Raw genomic sequence first — 17,768 nt, 5'->3', positions numbered from 1 at the left:
AACCCTCTTATTGTTCTGTCAGCGTGCGCACATCGACGCCGCTTTCGAGATGCGCCAACTGCGCGTCATCGCTGATGCCAAAACCGATCTGTGTCACTGCCATCGCGGCAATCGCCGTGGCCCGGCGCAGGGTGTGCTCCGGCGTATCGCCACTGAGCAAACCGTGGAGCATCCCGGCCAGCAGCGAATCGCCGGCGCCCACGGTACTGGCCACTGCCACCTTGGGCGGCGTGGCGTGCAGCGCCGCACCTGGGCGGTACCAGGTCACGCCTGCGGCCCCGTCGGAGACCACCACATGTTCGACGCCTTGCTGATGCAGGCGGCTGATGGCATCGGTGGTGCTACCCAGGGCCTCGGCCAACTCTTCGGTATTGGGTTTGACCAGCCATGGGCCAACCTCCAACCCCAGGCGCAGCGCTTCGCCGCTGGTGTCCAGGGCGACTTTCAAACCGAGGTCCTTCAACGCCTCCAGCAAGCCTTTAAACCACTGCGGGCTGACGCCGCGCGGCAAGCTACCGGCCACCACCACCGCATCGAACTCCGGGCCAATGATCGCGACCATCTTGAGCAGCGCTTTTAGCGCCTCTTCAGTCACCAGCGGCCCCGGTGCATTGATGTCGGTGACCCGCCCATCCTGTTCGGCAATCTTGATGTTGCTGCGGGTTTCGCCGGGGACACGGATGAAGGCATCGCCAAACCCACGGCGCTTGATCAGCGCATTGAACGCCTGGGGGTTGGCACTGCCGAGGAACCCGCCCACGCTGACGTAATGGCCCAGGTCCGCCAGCACTTGCGCCACATTCACGCCCTTGCCCGCCGCGTGGGTGAGCATCGCTTCACTGCGATTGACCTCACCGGGTTGCAGGTGCGCCAGGCGTACCGTGAGGTCCAACGCCGGGTTCAGCGTCAGGGTCAGAATATTCGCCATCTACACGGCCTCCACTAGGGCACGCACTTGCGCGGGCGAACCCACCGCCAGTGCTTGTTGCGCCAGGCCCTGGGCCTCGCTCAGACTGAACTCGCGCACCCGCGCCTTCACTTCAGGAATGCTGCGGGCCGACACGCTCAACTCATCCACACCCAGGCCGACCAGCACCGGCACCGCCAGCGGGTCCGCCGCCAACTCGCCGCACACGCCCACCCATTTGCCGTGGGCATGGGCGGCGCGCACGGTGATGTCGATCAGTTGCAAAACTGCCGGGTGCAAGCCATCGGCCTGGGCCGACAGGGTCGGGTGGCCGCGGTCGATGGCCAGGGTGTACTGGGTCAGGTCGTTGGTGCCGACGCTGAAGAAGTCGACTTCCTTGGCGAGCACCGGCGCCAGCAACGCGGCTGAAGGCACTTCGATCATGATCCCCAGTTGCAGATCCGCCACGGGGATCTCCAGGCGCAGGCGCTCGGTCATGTCCCGGGCGGCGCGCCACTCATCCACGCTGCCGACCATGGGGAACATGATGCGCAGCGGGCGGTTATCCGCAGCACGCAGCAATGCGCGCAGTTGCGCTTCCATAATCTGCGGGCGTTGCAGCGTCAGGCGAATGCCGCGCACACCGAGGAAGGGGTTTTCTTCTTCGGCGATCGGCCAGTAGGGCAAGGGCTTGTCGCCGCCCACATCCAGGGTGCGCACCACCAACGGGCGACCGTTGAGGCCGTCGAGTACGCGACGGTATTCGGCCTCCTGGGTGGCCTCGTCCGGCGCCTGGGGGTGAGCCATGAAAATCAGTTCGGTGCGCAACAGGCCGATACCTTCGGCGCCCTGCTCCACTGCACTGGCCACGCCGGCGCTTTCACCAATGTTGGCGAACACTTCCACGGCGTGGCCGTCGCGGGTCAGCGCCGCTTCATGGCGTTGGGCCGAAGCGGCTTGCAAGCGCTGTTCGCGGCTGTCGCGCTCCACGGTAGCGCGTTGCAGGGTGGCGGTGTCGGGGTCGACATGCAGACGACCGCGTTGGCCATCGAGCAACAGCGGCGTGCCAGCGTTGAGCAGTAATACCGCAGCGCCAGCGCCCACCAAGGCCGGAATACCCAGGGCGCGGGCAACGATGGCGCTGTGGGCGGTGGCGCCACCCCGGGCGGTGAGAATGCCGGCAACGCGGACCGGATCCAAGCGCGCCACGTCCGAAGGGCCGACTTCTTCCATCACCAAGATGTAGGGTTCGCTCGGTTCCTGCACGCTTTGAACGCCGCACAACTGGGCTAGCACGCGGCGGCCGATGTCACGCAGGTCGGCAGCACGCTCGGCCAGCAGGGCATCCTGCAAGGCTTCCTGCTGCTTGGCGGCGGCTTCGATCACGCTCATCCAGGCAGCTTCGGCGCTTTCGCCTTGCTTGAGGCGGGTGTCGACCTCGTCGGTGAGTTCCGGGTCGTCGAGCATTTCCTGGTGAGTGATGAAAATCTCGCGGATGGCCTTGGCCTGGCTACGCTCGATCAAGCCCTGGATATCCGTGCGCACGTCGCTCAAAGCGGTGTGCAGGCGCTGGCGTTCGGCGGCGGCGGATTCACCCCGTAGCGGGTAATCGAACACCTGCGGCACCTGGATATGAGCCGGGCCGATCGCGATACCCGGCGCGGCGGCAATGGCCTGGAGTTGGCTACCGCTCAGTGGCGCGCTGAGCACCGGTTCGATATCGACCAGTGCGGGCTGTGCGCTCACCGTGGGCAAGGGCTCGACCTCTTCGCCAAGGCCCTCTTGCACGGCGGCCAAGAGGGCGGGCAGTGCATCGCCGGCCACCGTCGGCTCGGCCACAAACTCCAGCACCTGGCCACGACGTGCGCCGAGGCTGAGCAACTTGCTCAGGCTTTTGACCGACACGGCGCCCACCGCGCCATCGACGATACGTACGCGGATATCGCCGTCAAAACTTTTCGCCAATTGCGCCAGGATCTTGGCCGGGCGCGCGTGCAGGCCGTGGGCGTTGGCCAGGGTAATACGGGCGCTGGGCCAGTCCGGCGGCAGTTCACCGCCCAGCACTTCCAGCACGGCGCGGCTGCTGGTGGCGCGTCCCAATTCCTGGCCGCGTCCTTCAATCAGCAAGGCACACAGGCGTTCAAGCAGGCTTTGGTGCGCTTCACCGAGGCTCGCCAGGCAGAACAGGCCGTGCAAGGGCTGGCCGAGGTAACGCATAGGTTTGTCCGGCGTCACAAAGGCCAGGCCCGGACGCTTGACCGTCTGCTCGCTGTGCAACCACCACAGGCCATCGCCCAGGGGCAGCGCGTCGACTTGCTGCAATACGGCGGCAAAGCCATTGCTCACGCAGTCGGCCTGGCGCAGCAGGCGCGCACCGCGCCACACCAACTCTTCAAAATCATCGGCCGACACGCCCAGGCTGATCATCTGCGCATCCAGCGCCAGTTCCTGCGGCGCGCCTTGCAACAGTTTCAACAGCGCTTCGGCACTGCCGGCACGGCGCAACGCCTGGCCCAGGTCGGTTTCACCGAGGGCACGGGTGAGCAGTTGCAACAGGCGCAGGTGTTCATCGGATTTAGCCGCGATGCCAATCGCCAGGTAGACGATCTGGCCATCGCCCCAGTCCACCCCTTCGGGGAACTGCAGCAGGCGCACACCGGTGGAAAACACTTGGTCGCGGGTTTCTGGCGTGCCATGGGGGATAGCAATGCCTTGGCCGAGAAAGGTCGAGCCTTGGGCTTCACGGGCTTGCAAGCCACTGAGATAACCTTCGGCAACCAGGCCATCGGCCACTAATTTGTCAGCGAGCAGGTGCAAGGCAGCAGATTTATCCACAGCCACCTGGCCCATGGATATCTGCTCTACAGTGAGCTCAAGCATGCCGTTCTCCTAGTTAGTGCGACGGGCGCACTAGGTATTGTTGTAGGTAAATATGATCAAAATTAACTGACTGAGCGGTCAATTGGCAGTGGTCACTCAGTAGCGAACATCGTAAAAATACGCTTGCTGAAACGTTTAATCTAGAATTTATGGCAGATTACGCGTTAATTACGCAAGCTTGAAGGGCCACTCGGCGCTTGCTGTGGGACATTGGTCGAATGCTGGAATCGGTTACGATTGGACAAAATGTCGGGGCGAGCGCCAAAAAACAAGGAAATCCCGGTTTGAAACTCAGTGATATCGCACGTCTGGCCGGTGTGTCCGTTACCACCGCCAGCTATGTCATCAATGGCAAGGCCGAACAGCAGCGCATCAGCAACGCCACCGTTGAGCGTGTGCGTGCCGTGGTCCAAGCCCATGGCTTTACCCCCAACCCTCAAGCCGCGGGGCTGCGCAGCCGGCATACGCGGACCTTGGGGTTCATCCTGCCAGACCTGGAAAACCCCAGCTACGCACGCATCGCCAAACTGCTGGAACAAGGTGCACGGGCGCGGGGCTATCAGTTACTGATCGCCAGCTCCGATGACGAAGCGGACAGCGAGCGCCAACTGCTGCAACTGTTCCGGGCGCGGCGTTGCGATGCGTTGTTCGTCGCCAGTTGCCTGCCGGCCAGCGATGACAGCTATCGCGAGCTGCAGGCCAAGGGGCTGCCGGTGATTGCCATCGACCGGGAGATGGAGCCGAACCAGTTCTGCTCCGTGGTCAGCGACGACCACCAGGCCTGCCAGCAACTCACCAGCAGCCTGCTGCAACCGCTGCCCAAGCAGATCGCGCTGATTGGCGCACGGCCCGAGCTGAGCATCAGCCAGGCACGTACCGCCGGTTTCCGGGATGCGCTGCAAGGCTTTACGGGCGACGTGATCATCGAGCAGGGCGAAGCCTTCAGTCGTGACTGCGGCCGAGAGCTGATGGAGCAACTGCTGCAACGCCTGGGGCATCTGCCGGACGCGCTGGTGACCACTTCCTACGTACTGCTGCAAGGCGTGTTCGACGCGCTGCATGACTTCCCCCTCAAGTCGCGGCCCCTGCGCCTGGGCACCTTCGGCGATACGCAGTTGCTGGATTTCCTGCCGCTGCCGGTCAACGCCATGGCCCAGCAACATCAGTTGATTGCCGAAACCGCCCTGCGCCTGGCCCTGGCCGCCATTGAAGAGGAACAGTACCAACCCGGCGTGCATGCGATTGGCCGGACCTTCAAGCAGCGTATCCACGAGGCCTGAGCGTGGAGCTGATCGACACCCACACGCACCTGGACTTCGAGGACTTCGACCCCGATCGCTCGCACGTCCTCGCCCACAGCCGTCAACTCGGCGTGCGGCGCATGGTGGTGCTGGGGGTGTACCAGAAAAATTGGCAGCGGCTGTGGGACTTGGTGCAACAGGACGAAGGCCTGTTCGCCGCCTTCGGCTTGCACCCGGTGTATCTCGAAGAGCATCGCCCCGCCGACCTGCTGGAGCTGGGCGACTGGTTGACGCGCCTGCATGGCCACCGGCAACTGTGCGCCGTGGGCGAAATTGGCCTGGATTACTTTCTGGAACAGCTCGACCACGAGCGCCAGCAACCGCTGTTTGAAGCCCAACTGAAACTCGCGGTGGATTTCCAGCTGCCGGCTTTGCTCCACGTTCGCCGCAGCCACGCCGCCGTGATTGCCACCCTCAAGCGCATCCGCGTGCCCAGAGGCGGCATCATCCATGCGTTCGCCGGCAGCGCTGAAGAGGCACGCGAGTACATCAAGCTCGGGTTCAAACTGGGCCTGGGCGGCGCTGCCACCTGGCCCCAGGCCCTGCGCATGCACCGGGTACTGGCGCAGTTACCACTCGACGCGGTGGTGCTGGAAACCGACTCGCCGGATATGGCCCCAGCCATGTTCCCCAACCAGCGCAATAGCCCGCAGCACCTGCCGCAGATCTGCACGGCCCTCGCCGAGCGCATGGGGATCAGCCCTTTATTGCTGGCTGAGGCGAGCACACGCAATGCGTGCGAGCTGTTCAACTGGTAGCGGACTGATCACCTGCAGCTTCAAGGTCATTGTCTGTCGATGGCGGACATAGCGCACCACCAGCAAATGGATCAGCACGGCGACCAGCGAAATGTTCAGTTGCCCGATCACACTAAGCAGCCCCAACCATTCAGCGACCAAGGCCATCAGCAAGGTTGCGCACGTCAGCATGATCATGCTCGGCCGCACCAGCGCCCAGTGGTCCAGGGCCCTGAACTGGCGCAACTGCTTGACACACTCCAACTGCAAACCGCAGTGGCAATACATACAGTCAAACGGCACCTCAATGGCAATGGCGTTCAGTTGCCAGGGCTTGAGCTCAAACGTCATGTTGCATTGGGCGCAATGCCCTTTGATACCGATTGCGGCGGCCATCGTTTTGTCCTCTCGTGACCGTGACGGATGAAATAAATTTTCACCTATTCACGCCCCGATAAAACACGCCTCGGCAAATCAAGACATAAGCCACATCGCCCGCCGCTCCGTCCTTCAGAACCGCCCTACACCCGAAACGCGCCAATCAATTGCTTCAACTCAACCACCTGGGTTGCCAGTTGCCGACTGGCCGCCTCCGTGTGCTGCGCGCCCTGCGCCGCATGCTCGCCAGCACGGTTAATTTCGACAATGTTCTGGTCGATGTCGTGGGCGACCGCCGTTTGCTGCTCCACGGCGGCGGCGATCTGCTGGTTCTGATCGACGATCATCCCAACCGCCCCCAGGATATTTTCCAGGGCTTGCTGGACTTTTTCCGACTGCCCTACCGTGCCATTCGCCATTTCATGGCTGCTGCCCATGGCCTTTACCGCCGCACCGACGCCGCTGTGCAAGCGGATGATCATCTGCTCGATTTCCTCGGTGGAGTGCTGGGTGCGCCGGGCCAGAGTGCGCACCTCGTCGGCCACCACCGCAAACCCGCGCCCTTGGTCACCGGCGCGCGCCGCTTCGATGGCCGCGTTGAGCGCCAGCAGGTTGGTCTGCTCGGCGATGCTCTTGATCACCTCCAAGACGCTGCTGATGGACTGGCTGTCGGTCGCCAGTTGGTTGATCACCCGCACCGATTCGTCGATCTCCGCCGCCAGGCGCGCGATGCCGCCTTGCTGGGATTGCACCAGCGCACGCCCGCTGACGGTTTCATCGTTGACACTCTGGGCACTGCTGACCGCCGCCGCCGCGCTGCGCGCCACCTCCTGGGCGGTGGCGGACATCTGGTTCATCGCCGTCGCCACTTGCTCGATCTGGCTACGCTGGCCGGACACCGCCTGGTTACTCTGCGCCGACACCGCCTGCACCTGGCCGGCCTGCAACTCCACCTGGCTGACCGTATGCCCAACGCGCTCGATCAGGTCATGAATCTTGGCCACAGTGCCATTGAACACCTGGCCCAGGTCGCCCAGTTCGTCACGGCTCTGGGCAACGAAGGTGACTGTCATGTCACCTGCCGCCACTTTGTCCATCATCGCCCCCAAGCGGCGCAAGGTGGTACGGGTGGAAACATAGAAACCGGCATAGAGATAGAAAATCAGCGCAAACACCGCCGCCAGGGCCGTGACCAGCAACACCATGTGCAAACGGTTCTGCGCCAGGCGCTGCTGCAACTGCTGCCCGAGGAACGCCAGGGTGGCGTCATCCAATTGATAGGTCTTGGCCATCAGTTGGCTGACGCCGTCATAAAAGCCCTGCCAAGGCGCGTCGAGGGTCTCGGCCATCACCACCTGCTCTTCGAAAAACTCACTGCCTTGCTTGAGGCTCGCTTGGCTGGCTTGCGCCGAGACGTCGAGGGCGGCGTGCGCGGCCTGGCTGGCGCCAAGCGCGTCCTGCAGCTTCAGGCCATATTCACCGTGGAGTTTTTCCAGTTGCTGCAACAGTTCGTCAAAACGGGTGCTGGAGGACGAATTGATAAAGCCCTGCCCCAGGGAGTACGCGCCCATGGCACGGCCTTCACCCAAGGCCTGGGTGACTTGAGGAGTGACGGTGGTGACTAGGTCGCTGAGCTGGCGCAGATCACTTTGCGGATCACGGCTCAAGCCGGCTTGGCTGGCAATGATCTGGCTGAACATCTGGGCCTGGCTGAGTAACTTGCCGATCAACGCCGCTTTGTTGAGCAACGAGGTTTCCTGCTGCTGGGCCTTGAACGCAGCGATCAGTTCGTCGCGTTTACTGTCGAAGACGGCAACTTGCTCGGCCTGGGTCGCGATGGCGCGCAAGCCCTGCAAGCGCTCCACTACACTCGCTTCCAAGGCACTGATCTTGGTCTCCAGGTCTGCCGCTTTGCCAGACTGGCCGAGGGTGGCGTTGATCTGTACCTGGTTGTTGAGGGTTTCCAGCTCGCGACGCAACGCCAGGCTGCTGCCGAGCAGGTCAAGGCTTTGCAGTTCGACGCGGGTGCCCTGGTATTCACGCCACGAGTCGCGCACCAGGTAATAGTTGGTCGCCAGCATTGGCAGCAGGAACAGCACGCTGATCAGGCTGAACTTCATGCCGAAGCTCAGGCGATTCATCAGCGCAACGGCGGGATAGAGCAAGCTCTTCACAGGTGACCTCCCCTTCTTTTATTTTTATTGAGGCGCAGGGCGGCGGCAGATAGCCACTATTTGGCGCTCTATCTGTATAGCTCAATTCGAAAGGGAGTTTTGTAACGTAAGGTTAACGGCGTGTCTGGAAGCCCTAACGCCATGTAGGAGCGAGCTTGCTCGCGAAAAACTTAACGACGCCGCGTTTATTCAGGAAGCACGCGTTATCGTTGGCGTTTTTCGCGAGCAAGCTCGCTCCTACAAATTGGCATCAGGGCAGTACCGTCCAGATGGCAAACCCGGCATACCACAGCACCGCCGCGCGCAGCAGCAGTTCCCACAGGCGATCCAGGCTGTTGATGCCATCGGCCCCCACTACTGGCGGCGGGATTTCCGCAGCGGCCAGGCCGACTTTTTCCACCAGCTGTGCCGCGCTGATGTCCCAGCTCAGCAGTTCGTGGAGCATCACACGGCTGACCCCGACGAAATTGCCCACCAAGGCAAAGCTGGCCGCCAGCAGGCGTACCGGCAACCAGTCAAACGCGTGGCGCAATTGCGTGGCGCGCTCGGCCACCAAGGGGTTCTGGCTGTGTTCGCTGGCCAGCGCCAACAGGCGGTACGCCAGGGCGGCCACCGGGCCCAGCAGGAAATACCAGAAAATCACCGCAAAGAAGCTTTGGTACGCCTGCCACAGCAGGTAGCCCTGGACGCGCTCCAGCAGTTGTTCGCCACTGTCGGCGCCAAGCTTGAGGTCGCGTTCGGCCACATGCTCGGCCGCTTGCAGATCACCGCGCCGCCAGGCATCACGAAACGGCCCCAGCCCTGCCAATAGGTCGCCACGGCCCAAGCTATAGATCACCACCAGCAAATGCACCGGCAATGCCAACAGGCCATAGGCCACTGGCTCCAGGACCAGCAACAACAAGGCCAGCAATGCCACCGGCAACAGCACCAATACCAGCAGGATCAACCAGGGCCGCTTGCCCATGCGCGGGCTCGATTCCAGCTTGGCCAGTTCACGCAGCCATCCGCCGTCACGCTGCAACCGCAGGCGCAAGGCCGAAAACTTCTCGATCCATACCGCCAGCACCAACACCAGGAAACTCATCGTTCGTGTCCTCCATCCTGCAGGGCGCTGCGAAAGCGCGTCCAATCAAAAGCGGGGCCCGGGTCGGTCTTGCGCCCCGGAGCGATGTCGCTATGACCACAAATATTTTGGTAGGTGATATCTGGGTAAGCGGCCAGCAGTTGGCGCGTCAGGTCGATCAACGCCGCGTACTGGGCATCGGTGAACGGCAGGTCGTCCGTACCTTCGAGCTCGATCCCAAGGGAAAAATCGTTGCACACCTCGCGCCCCTTGAAGCAGGAGATACCGGCATGCCAGGCCCGATCGCGGCACGAAACAAACTGCGTCACAGCGCCGTCACGCTCAATCAGAAAATGCGCAGACACTCGTAGGCTGGCAATCCCTTCAAAGTAGGGATGTTCTGAGATATCCAGGCGATTCTGGAAAAACTCCTGCACCTTGCCGGTGTTGAACTGCGCCGGAGGCAAACTGATGTTGTGCACCACCAACAGCGAGATTTCGCCTTCAGGGCGCTCGTTGAAGTTGGGCGAAGGGCAATGACGAATGCCCTGGCACCAACCGCTGGCGGGGTCCAACTGCATACAGGCTCCTTGAGTGAGACGAGGTGTGACCAGTATGCCGCGTTCCACCCTGCGGTTGCGATCACTTGCCGCGATTGAGTTGCCGCAGGTTGCCCACCACGGCTGCCAGCGCACGTTCGAACAGCGGGCCATCGTCCAAGGTGTGCAGGATGCCCTGCTTGAACGCCAGAGCTAACTGGCCCGCGCTTTTCTCCAGGACCTTGAGGCCCGTGCGGCTGACAAAAATATAGGTGTCGGCGGGCGGCATGATTGCGGTCAATTTGCAGCGCAGGGTACCGGTTTCATGTTGCTGCAACGCGACCCAGGCACCGACTCGCAACTGCTGGGCCTTGAGCTGGTCGGGGTCGTCAGGGGACAGTGGTTCGTCGGCAGTCGGCGGCCCAGAGCCAAGGATAAAAGGCTCGCGCACTTCAACCAGCACCTCGCCCTCGAGCGGCTGAACATGCATGGCCTGCAACCGCAGGAAGAACTCGCGGGTGCTGAAAGGATCGAACGCCGCACCGGCCAACCCGTCACGCAATGCCTTGAGCAGCCCGGGTAATTGCTCCAGCAGACGCCGGCCGGCTTCGGTGTCTTCACGCAGGCCGACACTCCAGACCAATTCATCCAGGGTGCGAAGCGCCGTCTGCCATTGCAGCGATTGTTCGCCGTGCTTGAGAACGGCCACTAACAGCACCTGGCTCCAGGCTTGCTGCACAAATTGCAGCACCGATGCCGGCAAGGTTTTGCCCACAAGTCGCCGATTGAGCACCTGCGCCACACGTTGACGCGCCACCTCGATATGCAGGCGCTCTTGCTCGGCGTCACGGGTATGCCGCTCAAGGCGTTCACTGCGCGTGCGCTCTTGGGCTGTAAATGCGCTGAACGTGGTGAGCAACTGGGAGAAAATCGCCGGGTCTTCGACGTACTCATTCAGCAACCGCTGTACGAGTTGCTCGATACACAGATAGAGGTTGTCCCGTGGGGGTTCATGGGGCGGGCTCCAGCCGATGACGGCGCTCGCGATGTCATTGAGCAAGCGCCGCGCCGGATGCTGCGTGCAACTGAGCAGGCTCTTGTCCAGCACCGCCACTTTCAGCAGCGGGATCTGCAAGCGAGCGATCAGCGCCTTGAAAGCGTCTGGCACACTGTTGTCATCGAGCATGAACTCGAACAGCATGGCCACCAGATTGATCACATCTTCGTCTGCTTCTTCCAACACCCGCGACTTGCCACTTTTGACACTGACCCGAGTGAGCAACTGTTCAAGCTGGCTGCGCAGGTCGAAATCGTCCTCGCACTCCGGCTCAGGTACATATTGCTGCAAATGCGACAGCAGCCGCAGCAGATCGCGCGTGGCAATGGGTTGCGGCTCGGCGCTGGCTTCAAGGGTCGGCGCCACGCTGCCACGCACGGCTACCAGCAGCGTCTGCAAGGCGCTGAACGCTTGCTGGCCGCTTTTATCCAGCGGCGGGTCGGCCACTGCTTGGCCGGTGCAGTCCTGATGCTCCCGGGCCGCACGCCCGCCGGCTCGGCGGGACGGGAGCGCCTTGAGTTCCGGCAATACGCCAGTGGCGATGAGTAATTGGTTGGCCTCGCCATACAACAGGTCGGCGTCACTGAGCACGTACTTCTCAAACAGCTTGAGCATGACCAGCTTGACGCGGATCTCCACCCCCAGGCTGCGCCCTGCCTGCAAGAAAAACTCGCACAGCCGCGCCGGGGCCAAGGGGTTTTCCGGATCATCCAGGCGCCTGCCGAGCAGTTCACTCAAGCGCGCGTTCAATTGCCCCAGCGCCAAGCCATCACGGTGGCGCACCCGACCGAGCATCGCCTCCAGGGCCACGGCTTTCTCCACGTCATCGGCGCTGGTGCCGGGTACCGCCTCATAAGACACCAGCGGCACCAGATGTGCCCCGCTGCACCGGGCCTGGCCCAGGTTGGCGAACGCCACGAACAACTGCTCCATGAACACGCGTTCGAAGTTCTTGCGCTTGAGGCGCAGGTCGCGCATGGCCTCGAAAAAAATATGATGGTCGACGGTGCTACGGGCCTTTTCGGCCATTTCAAACAGGGTGTCGTCGGCGTTATCAAACAGTTCCTGCAAACCCTGTTGCAGCTGTTGCGCAGCCTTGTCACGCACCTGCAGCAACACCACCGGCAGGCGCGCGAGCGGCGATGGCGTGGCCTGTGCCCTGTTGATAGGCACCACCTTCCCGTCATTGTGCATCCTGGCCTCCTGAAACGGCGGTTTTGAGAGGTGGAAAGACCGGGAGCAGGCCCGGCAGGCACTGCAAATATCCCGGTTACCACCAAGACGTCAAAGCTATGACGCCAATTGCAAGGCGCGAGATTATCTTGCAAACGAGGGCAGTTGCGCCAGCACACTCTGACTTTGTGCGGTAAATGAGTGGCGAGCCTGGGTTAGAACGCACGCTAGCCCTATAATCGAGGCACTTTGTTTGTGGAGCCTGTTATGCCGAACCTCCGTCTTGCCGACCTCACCGCCGAAATCGAAGCCAACGTGCGCCGCGCACTGCTGGAAGACATCGGCAGTGGTGACATCACTGCGCAGTTGATCCCGGCCGAACGGCTGGCCAAGGCCACGGTCATTACCCGTGAGGCGGCCGTGATTGCCGGTACGGCCTGGGTGGACGCGGTATTTCGCCAACTGGACCCACGGGTCGCCGTGCATTGGCAGGTAGCTGACGGTGAACGTGTCAGCCCCAACCAGGCGCTGTTCCACCTTGAAGGCCCAGCACGCTCGCTGCTCACGGGTGAACGCAGTGCGCTGAATTTTTTGCAGATGCTGTCAGGTGTAGCCACCCGAGCGCAGTTTCTGGCGGACTTTGTCGCGAGCACCCAGGTCAAACTGCTGGACACCCGCAAGACATTGCCCGGCCTGCGCTTGGCGCAAAAATATGCGGTGACCTGCGGCGGTTGCCACAACCACCGCATCGGGCTGTATGACGCGTTCCTTATCAAGGAAAACCACATCGCTGCCTGCGGTGGCATTGCCCAAGCGATCACCGCCGCCCACAAGATCGCCCCAGGCAAGCCGGTGGAAATCGAAGTGGAAAGCCTGGGGGAATTGCGCGAAGCCCTGGCGGCGGGTGCCGACATCATCATGCTGGATGAACTGAGCCTGGACGACATGCGCGAAGCCGTGCGCCTGAACGCCGGCAAGGCCAAGCTGGAAGCCAGCGGCGGGATCAATGAAACCACCTTGCTGCCTATCGCTGAAACCGGCGTGGACTACATCTCCATCGGCGCGATGACCAAGGATGTGAAGGCGGTGGACCTGTCGATGCGCCTCAGTATCTGAAGATGCCGTAACTGTAGGAGCAAGCTTGCTCGCGAAAAACCCTAACGATAACGCGTACCTCTGGGGGCACGCGGTGGTCTTGAGTTTTTCGCGAGCAAGCTCGCTCCTACAGGCTGCTTTTAAACGACGAGGTTATTCATCTCGCAGTACTCGTCCCAATCGACACCCAGCACCTCGGCCGCCTCTTTATGCAAGGCCAACCGTGCAGCTTCGAACTCTTCAGGGGTCGTGGTGTACTTGAGGGTCAGCTCCCAAGGCTGGAGGTTCTGGCTCTCGGCCTCGTCCTCGAATGCCCATTGAATCTGGTCGCGCTGATCGTCGGCACTCAGGTCCTTGATCTCTTCTTTTAGCTGCGGCGTGTCCTCAAGGTAGTGCTTGAGCGCTTGTTCGTGCCGAGCGTCCTGGGTCATTTCAGTCGTGGTCATGTTGTTCTCTTAGATCGAGGAATGGGAATGCATCTGGGTCTTCAAGGTTGCGCAGATACAAAAGAGCGGGCGCAAATGCCCGGCTCACCTGGCCTTCAGAACCATTCTGGGATCATCTGAAAACATTGCCGTTGAAACAGTGGTGCCTGTGGTGCCCGAGACAGGAATCGAACCTGCGACCTTCGCGTTACGAGTGCGCTGCTCTACCGGCTGAGCTACACGGGCGGTGGGCTAAAGCTAGCACTGCATTGGGCATGCAGCAACTTGCTCGCTCACCGCCCGGCGACTGTCACGCGCCGTTGGCGCCGCAACCCTTGGCAGCGTACTGCGGCTCTACCGTGGTGGCACAGCTCCAGCCGGTGGTAGCGCTGCGGGTCAGGGTGATGGTCTTGCCGAGCACGGGGCCGGGCGCATCGAGGATTTCACAACGGATAGTACCTGCGCCCGAGGCTACATCGCCTGTCACTTCGATAGTGCAGTTGGCGGTAGGGCTGGTTCCACCGATCAGCGCCAGCTTCGGCACTTCGCCCTGATTGATGGCGTCCTCGTAGCCAGCCTTCAAGGCGCTGATTTCAGCCAACCCCGCAGTGAACTTGGCCTTGGCCTGGTGCTTGGTGTACATGGGCAGACCGATGGTGGCCAAAATGCCGATGATTGCCACGACGATCAATAACTCGATCAAGGTAAAACCTTTTTGACGCATCTCTTTCACTCTCCAGAATAGAACCATGACAAGGCGCGTCCTGCGCCCCGTAGTGTGCAACGGCGCCAGTGTACTCATCCCCACGCAGCCGTTCGCCTGCAAGACGCACAATCTGACATTTTATCGCCCAGCACCAGCCTGCCCGACTCCGCCACCTGACTAAGCTATAAATTCTTCACGACCTGGGTGCGCCAACCTCACATGAACGACACGTCGACAATCTATGCCTGGGAGGGCATCAACCGCAAAGGGCGCCGGGTGTCCGGAACAATCACCGGCCATAACCTTGCGCTGATCAAGGTACAACTGCGCCAGCAAGGGATCTGCCCCGAGCGTGTGCGCAAGAAGTCTTGTGCACTGCCGACCTTCAAAACGCGCATAACGCCTGTGGATATCGCCCTGTTCACTCGCCAGTTGGCCACCTTGCTCAAGGCCGGCATCCCGCTGCTGCAAGCCTTCGACATCATCAGTGAAGGCGTCGAAAACCCACAACTGCGCGAACTGGTCAAGGCGCTGAAACAGCATATTGCCAGCGGCCACCCGTTGGCCGCTGCCCTGCGTCAGTATCCCCGCCACTTCGATGAGCTGTACTGCAATCTAATAGCGGCTGGCGAAATGGCCGGTGCCCTGGAAACCCTGCTGGAGCGCGTGGCGATTCATCTGGAAAAAAGCCAACGGCTCAAAACCAGGATCAAGAAAGCCATGACCTACCCTATCGCGGTACTGATAATTGCCACAGGGGTGAGCACAGTGCTGTTGATTCATGTGGTGCCGCAATTCCAGAACTTGTTCGCCGGGGTCAACGGCCAATTGCCGGGGTTTACCCTGGGGGTCATCGCGCTGTCGGAACTGCTGCAACAGGCGTGGTGGATGCTGGGGCTGGGTGTGGGCGCGGCGCTGGTTGCGGGGCGCTACGCCTACCGGACTCACCCGGGGTTTCGCCATGGGTGGGCAGCAGGTTTGTTGAAAGTGCCCGTGGCAGGCAAACTGCTGCACAAATCTGCGGTCGCCCGCTACGCTCGCACGCTATCCACCACCTTTGCGGCGGGCGTCCCTCTGGTACAGGCATTGGGTTCGGTGGCTGGCGCCGTCGGTCATGGCCCCTTCAAACAGGCAATCGAACGTATGCGCCATGATGTATCCACAGGCATGCAGTTGAATCAATCCATGCATAACAGCGGCCTGTTCCCAGGCATGGCGATCCAGATGACCGCAATCGGTGAGGAGTCCGGCACCCTGGACCGCATGCTGGAAAAAGTCGCGAACCACTACGAGTCAGACGTGGATACCTTGGTCGACAACCTCACCAGCCTGATGGAGCCGCTGATCATGGTGGTATTGGGGGGGATTGTCGGCGCGCTGGTAGTCGCCATGTACTTGCCGGTATTCCAATTGGGGACGGCGTTTTGAGCCTGCTGCTGAGCGAACATCCTTGGGCGTTTGTAGGCCTGGCGCTGGTGTTGGGCCTGATCGTCGGCAGCTTCCTCAATGTGCTGGTGTGGCGCCTGCCCAAAATGCTCGAGCGGGAGTGGCGTGCCCAGGCCCATGAGATTCTCGACTTGCCAGCCGAGCCCGGTGGGCCGGCCTATAACCTGATGCGCCCGAACTCCTGCTGCCCGCACTGCAATCAACCGATTCGGCCTTGGGAAAATATCCCGGTGCTCAGCTACCTGCTGCTCCGGGGGCATTGTGCCCACTGCCGCGAACCCATCGGCCGGCGTTACCCTCTCACCGAACTGGTCTGCGCGCTGATCTCAACCGCTGTCGCCTGGCACTTCGGCTTTGGCTGGCAAGCCGGCGCGGTGATGCTGTTGAGCTGGGGCTTGCTGGGGATGAGCCTGATTGATCTGGACCACCAACTGCTGCCGGATGTGCTGGTGCTGCCGCTGCTATGGCTGGGGCTGATCCTCAACAGCGCTGACCTGCTGACGCCACTGCACGATGCAGTATGGGGCGCGGTTATCGGCTACATGAGCTTGTGGTGCCTGTTCTGGCTGTTCAAGCTGGCCACCGGCAAAGACGGCATGGGCCATGGCGACTTCAAGTTATTGGCCTTGCTGGGAGCCTGGGGCGGCTGGCAGATTCTGCCGATGACTCTGCTGATGGCCTCGCTGCTGGGCGTGTTTGCCGGGCTGATTTTGCTGCGTTTGCGTAAGGCCCAGGTGTCAGCGCCAATGCCGTTTGGCCCCTGCCTGGCAATTGCCGGCTGGATTGCATTGCTCTGGGGTGGTCAAATAACCGACTTCTATTTGCAGTCTGTCGGTTTCAGATGACCACTTCTGTTGCAACACCCTGGATTCTTGGGCTCACGGGCGGCATTGGCAGCGGCAAAAGCGCTGCGGCCGAGCACTTTATCAAGCTGGGCATCGACCTGGTGGACGCCGATCACGCCGCGCGCTGGGTGGTCGAACCTGGCCGCCCGGCGCTGGCGCGCATTGCCGAACATTTCGGCAGTGGCGTGCTGCAAGCCGACGGCCAACTGGACCGCGCCGCGCTGCGCAAACTGATCTTTGAGGTCCCACAAGAGCGCCTGTGGCTGGAAGCCTTGCTGCACCCGCTGATCGCCGAGGAAATTCGCAGCCATCTGGCACGCGCCCAGTCGCCCTACGCGATCCTGGTGTCACCGCTGCTGATCGAGTCCGGGCAGTACAGCATGACCCAGCGCATCCTGGTGATCGACGTGCCGCAATCGCTGCAGATTCAGCGTACCCTGCAGCGCGACGGCATCAGCGAACAACAGGTGCAGGCGATTCTCAAGGCCCAGTCCAGCCGCGAAGACCGCCTGAACCATGCCGATGACGTGCTGGTCAACGATAAGGACCTGGCCTGGCTGCACGGCGAGGTCGAGCGACTGCACCACTTTTACCTTACTTTGCGTGGAGGCCGATCATGAGCCAACCCTTGACCGTCGACTGCCCAACCTGCGGCGCCCCCGTGGAATGGAAAGCGACCAACCTCAACCGGCCGTTCTGCTCGGACCGTTGCAAACTCATCGACCTGGGTGCCTGGGCCGCTGAAGAACACAAGATTCCCGTGGCCCCGGACGCCGAAGACGAACTGTTTTCCGAAGACCTGCCGCCGCGCCACTAAGGCCGCATAAAGGCATATTCCTGCTGGTCGTCGAGGTTTTCTGCAAGGTATTGCAACTCGTCGGCCAGGTCTTCAAAGCTGCGTACAGCCTTGCTTTGCTGCACCACTGCGCTGAGCATGGCGCGCAAGGTCAAACCGGGGTCAAAACCGATTTCCTGCGCTGCATCCTGGCTTCTGCGCAACTCCTGCCGTGCCCATTCATACACACTCATGATTCATGCT

Annotated in this window: 17 protein-coding genes and 1 tRNA gene; 7 read left to right on the top strand and 11 right to left on the bottom strand. The window is 61.7% G+C overall.

Translation table 11 applies throughout. The annotated features are described in order from the left end of the window. Positions 1 to 7: 7 nt before the first annotated feature. Positions 8 to 928, bottom strand: a complete 921-nt coding sequence (gene pfkB / locus V8689_RS04420; RefSeq protein WP_056789550.1) for a 1-phosphofructokinase — start codon at positions 926 to 928, stop codon at positions 8 to 10. After that, entirely contained in the window at positions 929 to 3,787 is a 2,859-nt protein-coding gene (gene ptsP, locus V8689_RS04415; RefSeq protein ID WP_056789547.1) for a phosphoenolpyruvate--protein phosphotransferase, read from the bottom strand. It abuts the gene before it with no gap. A gap of 284 nt (positions 3,788 to 4,071) precedes the next feature. Between ptsP and cra the strand changes: the two genes are divergently transcribed. Next, positions 4,072 to 5,067, top strand: a complete 996-nt coding sequence (gene cra / locus V8689_RS04410) for a catabolite repressor/activator (RefSeq protein WP_003188455.1) — start codon at positions 4,072 to 4,074, stop codon at positions 5,065 to 5,067. A gap of 2 nt (positions 5,068 to 5,069) precedes the next feature. Beyond that, a complete protein-coding gene (locus V8689_RS04405; RefSeq protein WP_056789543.1) occupies positions 5,070 to 5,846 on the top strand; it encodes a TatD family hydrolase in 777 nt (258 codons plus the stop codon). On the opposite strand, the gene V8689_RS04400 is transcribed toward V8689_RS04405, so the two are convergent. The 5 genes from V8689_RS04400 to V8689_RS04380 form a co-directional block, all read right to left on the bottom strand. Next, on the bottom strand, positions 5,793 to 6,221 hold the full coding sequence (locus V8689_RS04400; protein ID WP_434520685.1) for a hypothetical protein: 429 nt from the start codon (positions 6,219 to 6,221) through the stop codon (positions 5,793 to 5,795). The two genes, V8689_RS04405 and V8689_RS04400, sit on opposite strands and share 54 nt — an antisense overlap. Before the next feature lie 125 nt (positions 6,222 to 6,346). Next, positions 6,347 to 7,051 carry a methyl-accepting chemotaxis protein gene (locus V8689_RS04395; protein ID WP_374992239.1) on the bottom strand — a complete coding sequence of 235 codons (705 nt, stop codon included), beginning with the start codon at positions 7,049 to 7,051 and terminating at the stop codon, positions 6,347 to 6,349. A gap of 1,576 nt (positions 7,052 to 8,627) precedes the next feature. Continuing rightward, positions 8,628 to 9,464, bottom strand: a complete 837-nt coding sequence (gene ampE / locus V8689_RS04390; RefSeq protein WP_003188449.1) for a regulatory signaling modulator protein AmpE — start codon at positions 9,462 to 9,464, stop codon at positions 8,628 to 8,630. After that, positions 9,461 to 10,024: a 1,6-anhydro-N-acetylmuramyl-L-alanine amidase AmpD gene (ampD, locus tag V8689_RS04385; RefSeq protein ID WP_056789536.1), complete on the bottom strand. Its 564-nt coding sequence runs from the start codon at positions 10,022 to 10,024 to the stop codon at positions 9,461 to 9,463. The genes ampE and ampD overlap by 4 nt, the downstream gene beginning before the upstream one ends. 61 nt (positions 10,025 to 10,085) lie before the next feature. Continuing rightward, the gene (locus V8689_RS04380) at positions 10,086 to 12,233 is read right to left on the bottom strand and encodes a DUF1631 domain-containing protein (RefSeq protein WP_056789533.1); all 2,148 of its coding nucleotides are present in this window, start codon (positions 12,231 to 12,233) and stop codon (positions 10,086 to 10,088) included. A gap of 246 nt (positions 12,234 to 12,479) precedes the next feature. On the opposite strand from V8689_RS04380, the gene nadC reads away from it, so the two are divergent. Next, positions 12,480 to 13,328 carry a carboxylating nicotinate-nucleotide diphosphorylase gene (gene nadC / locus V8689_RS04375; RefSeq protein ID WP_056789531.1) on the top strand — a complete coding sequence of 283 codons (849 nt, stop codon included), beginning with the start codon at positions 12,480 to 12,482 and terminating at the stop codon, positions 13,326 to 13,328. 119 nt (positions 13,329 to 13,447) lie between these two features. Here the strand turns inward: nadC and V8689_RS04370 are convergent, their stop codons facing one another. The 3 genes from V8689_RS04370 to V8689_RS04360 all read right to left on the bottom strand — a co-directional run bounded on the left by V8689_RS04370 (position 13,448) and on the right by V8689_RS04360 (position 14,456). Continuing rightward, positions 13,448 to 13,753: a DUF6388 family protein gene (locus V8689_RS04370; protein ID WP_003188444.1), complete on the bottom strand. Its 306-nt coding sequence runs from the start codon at positions 13,751 to 13,753 to the stop codon at positions 13,448 to 13,450. 149 nt (positions 13,754 to 13,902) lie between these two features. Continuing rightward, a tRNA-Thr gene (locus tag V8689_RS04365) sits at positions 13,903 to 13,978 on the bottom strand. 64 nt (positions 13,979 to 14,042) lie between these two features. Continuing rightward, positions 14,043 to 14,456, bottom strand: a complete 414-nt coding sequence (locus V8689_RS04360) for a pilin (RefSeq protein ID WP_056789529.1) — start codon at positions 14,454 to 14,456, stop codon at positions 14,043 to 14,045. A 201-nt stretch (positions 14,457 to 14,657) separates the two neighbouring features. Between V8689_RS04360 and V8689_RS04355 the strand changes: the two genes are divergently transcribed. Genes V8689_RS04355 through yacG form a run of 4 tightly spaced genes read left to right on the top strand, consistent with a single transcriptional unit; the run spans position 14,658 to position 17,546 of the window. Continuing rightward, complete coding sequence (locus tag V8689_RS04355; RefSeq protein WP_056789526.1) at positions 14,658 to 15,866, top strand: type II secretion system F family protein; 1,209 nt, start codon at positions 14,658 to 14,660, stop codon at positions 15,864 to 15,866. After that, positions 15,863 to 16,729: a prepilin peptidase gene (locus V8689_RS04350; protein ID WP_056789523.1), complete on the top strand. Its 867-nt coding sequence runs from the start codon at positions 15,863 to 15,865 to the stop codon at positions 16,727 to 16,729. Before V8689_RS04355 ends, V8689_RS04350 begins: the two co-directional genes overlap by 4 nt. Next, the gene (coaE, locus tag V8689_RS04345; protein ID WP_032893625.1) at positions 16,726 to 17,349 is read left to right on the top strand and encodes a dephospho-CoA kinase; all 624 of its coding nucleotides are present in this window, start codon (positions 16,726 to 16,728) and stop codon (positions 17,347 to 17,349) included. Before V8689_RS04350 ends, coaE begins: the two co-directional genes overlap by 4 nt. Next, on the top strand, positions 17,346 to 17,546 hold the full coding sequence (gene yacG / locus V8689_RS04340; protein ID WP_003188437.1) for a DNA gyrase inhibitor YacG: 201 nt from the start codon (positions 17,346 to 17,348) through the stop codon (positions 17,544 to 17,546). The genes coaE and yacG overlap by 4 nt, the downstream gene beginning before the upstream one ends. Here yacG and V8689_RS04335 read toward each other — a convergent pair. Then, positions 17,543 to 17,758, bottom strand: coding sequence for a hypothetical protein (locus V8689_RS04335; protein WP_056789521.1), 216 nt, complete (start codon positions 17,756 to 17,758; stop codon positions 17,543 to 17,545). The genes yacG and V8689_RS04335 overlap by 4 nt on opposite strands. Positions 17,759 to 17,768 lie beyond the last annotated feature (10 nt).

Origin of the sequence: Pseudomonas sp. AK181 (assembly GCF_051122975.1) — a bacterium.
GTDB lineage: Bacteria > Pseudomonadota > Gammaproteobacteria > Pseudomonadales > Pseudomonadaceae > Aquipseudomonas > Aquipseudomonas lactis.
This window is presented reverse-complemented; position numbering and strand designations above follow the sequence as displayed.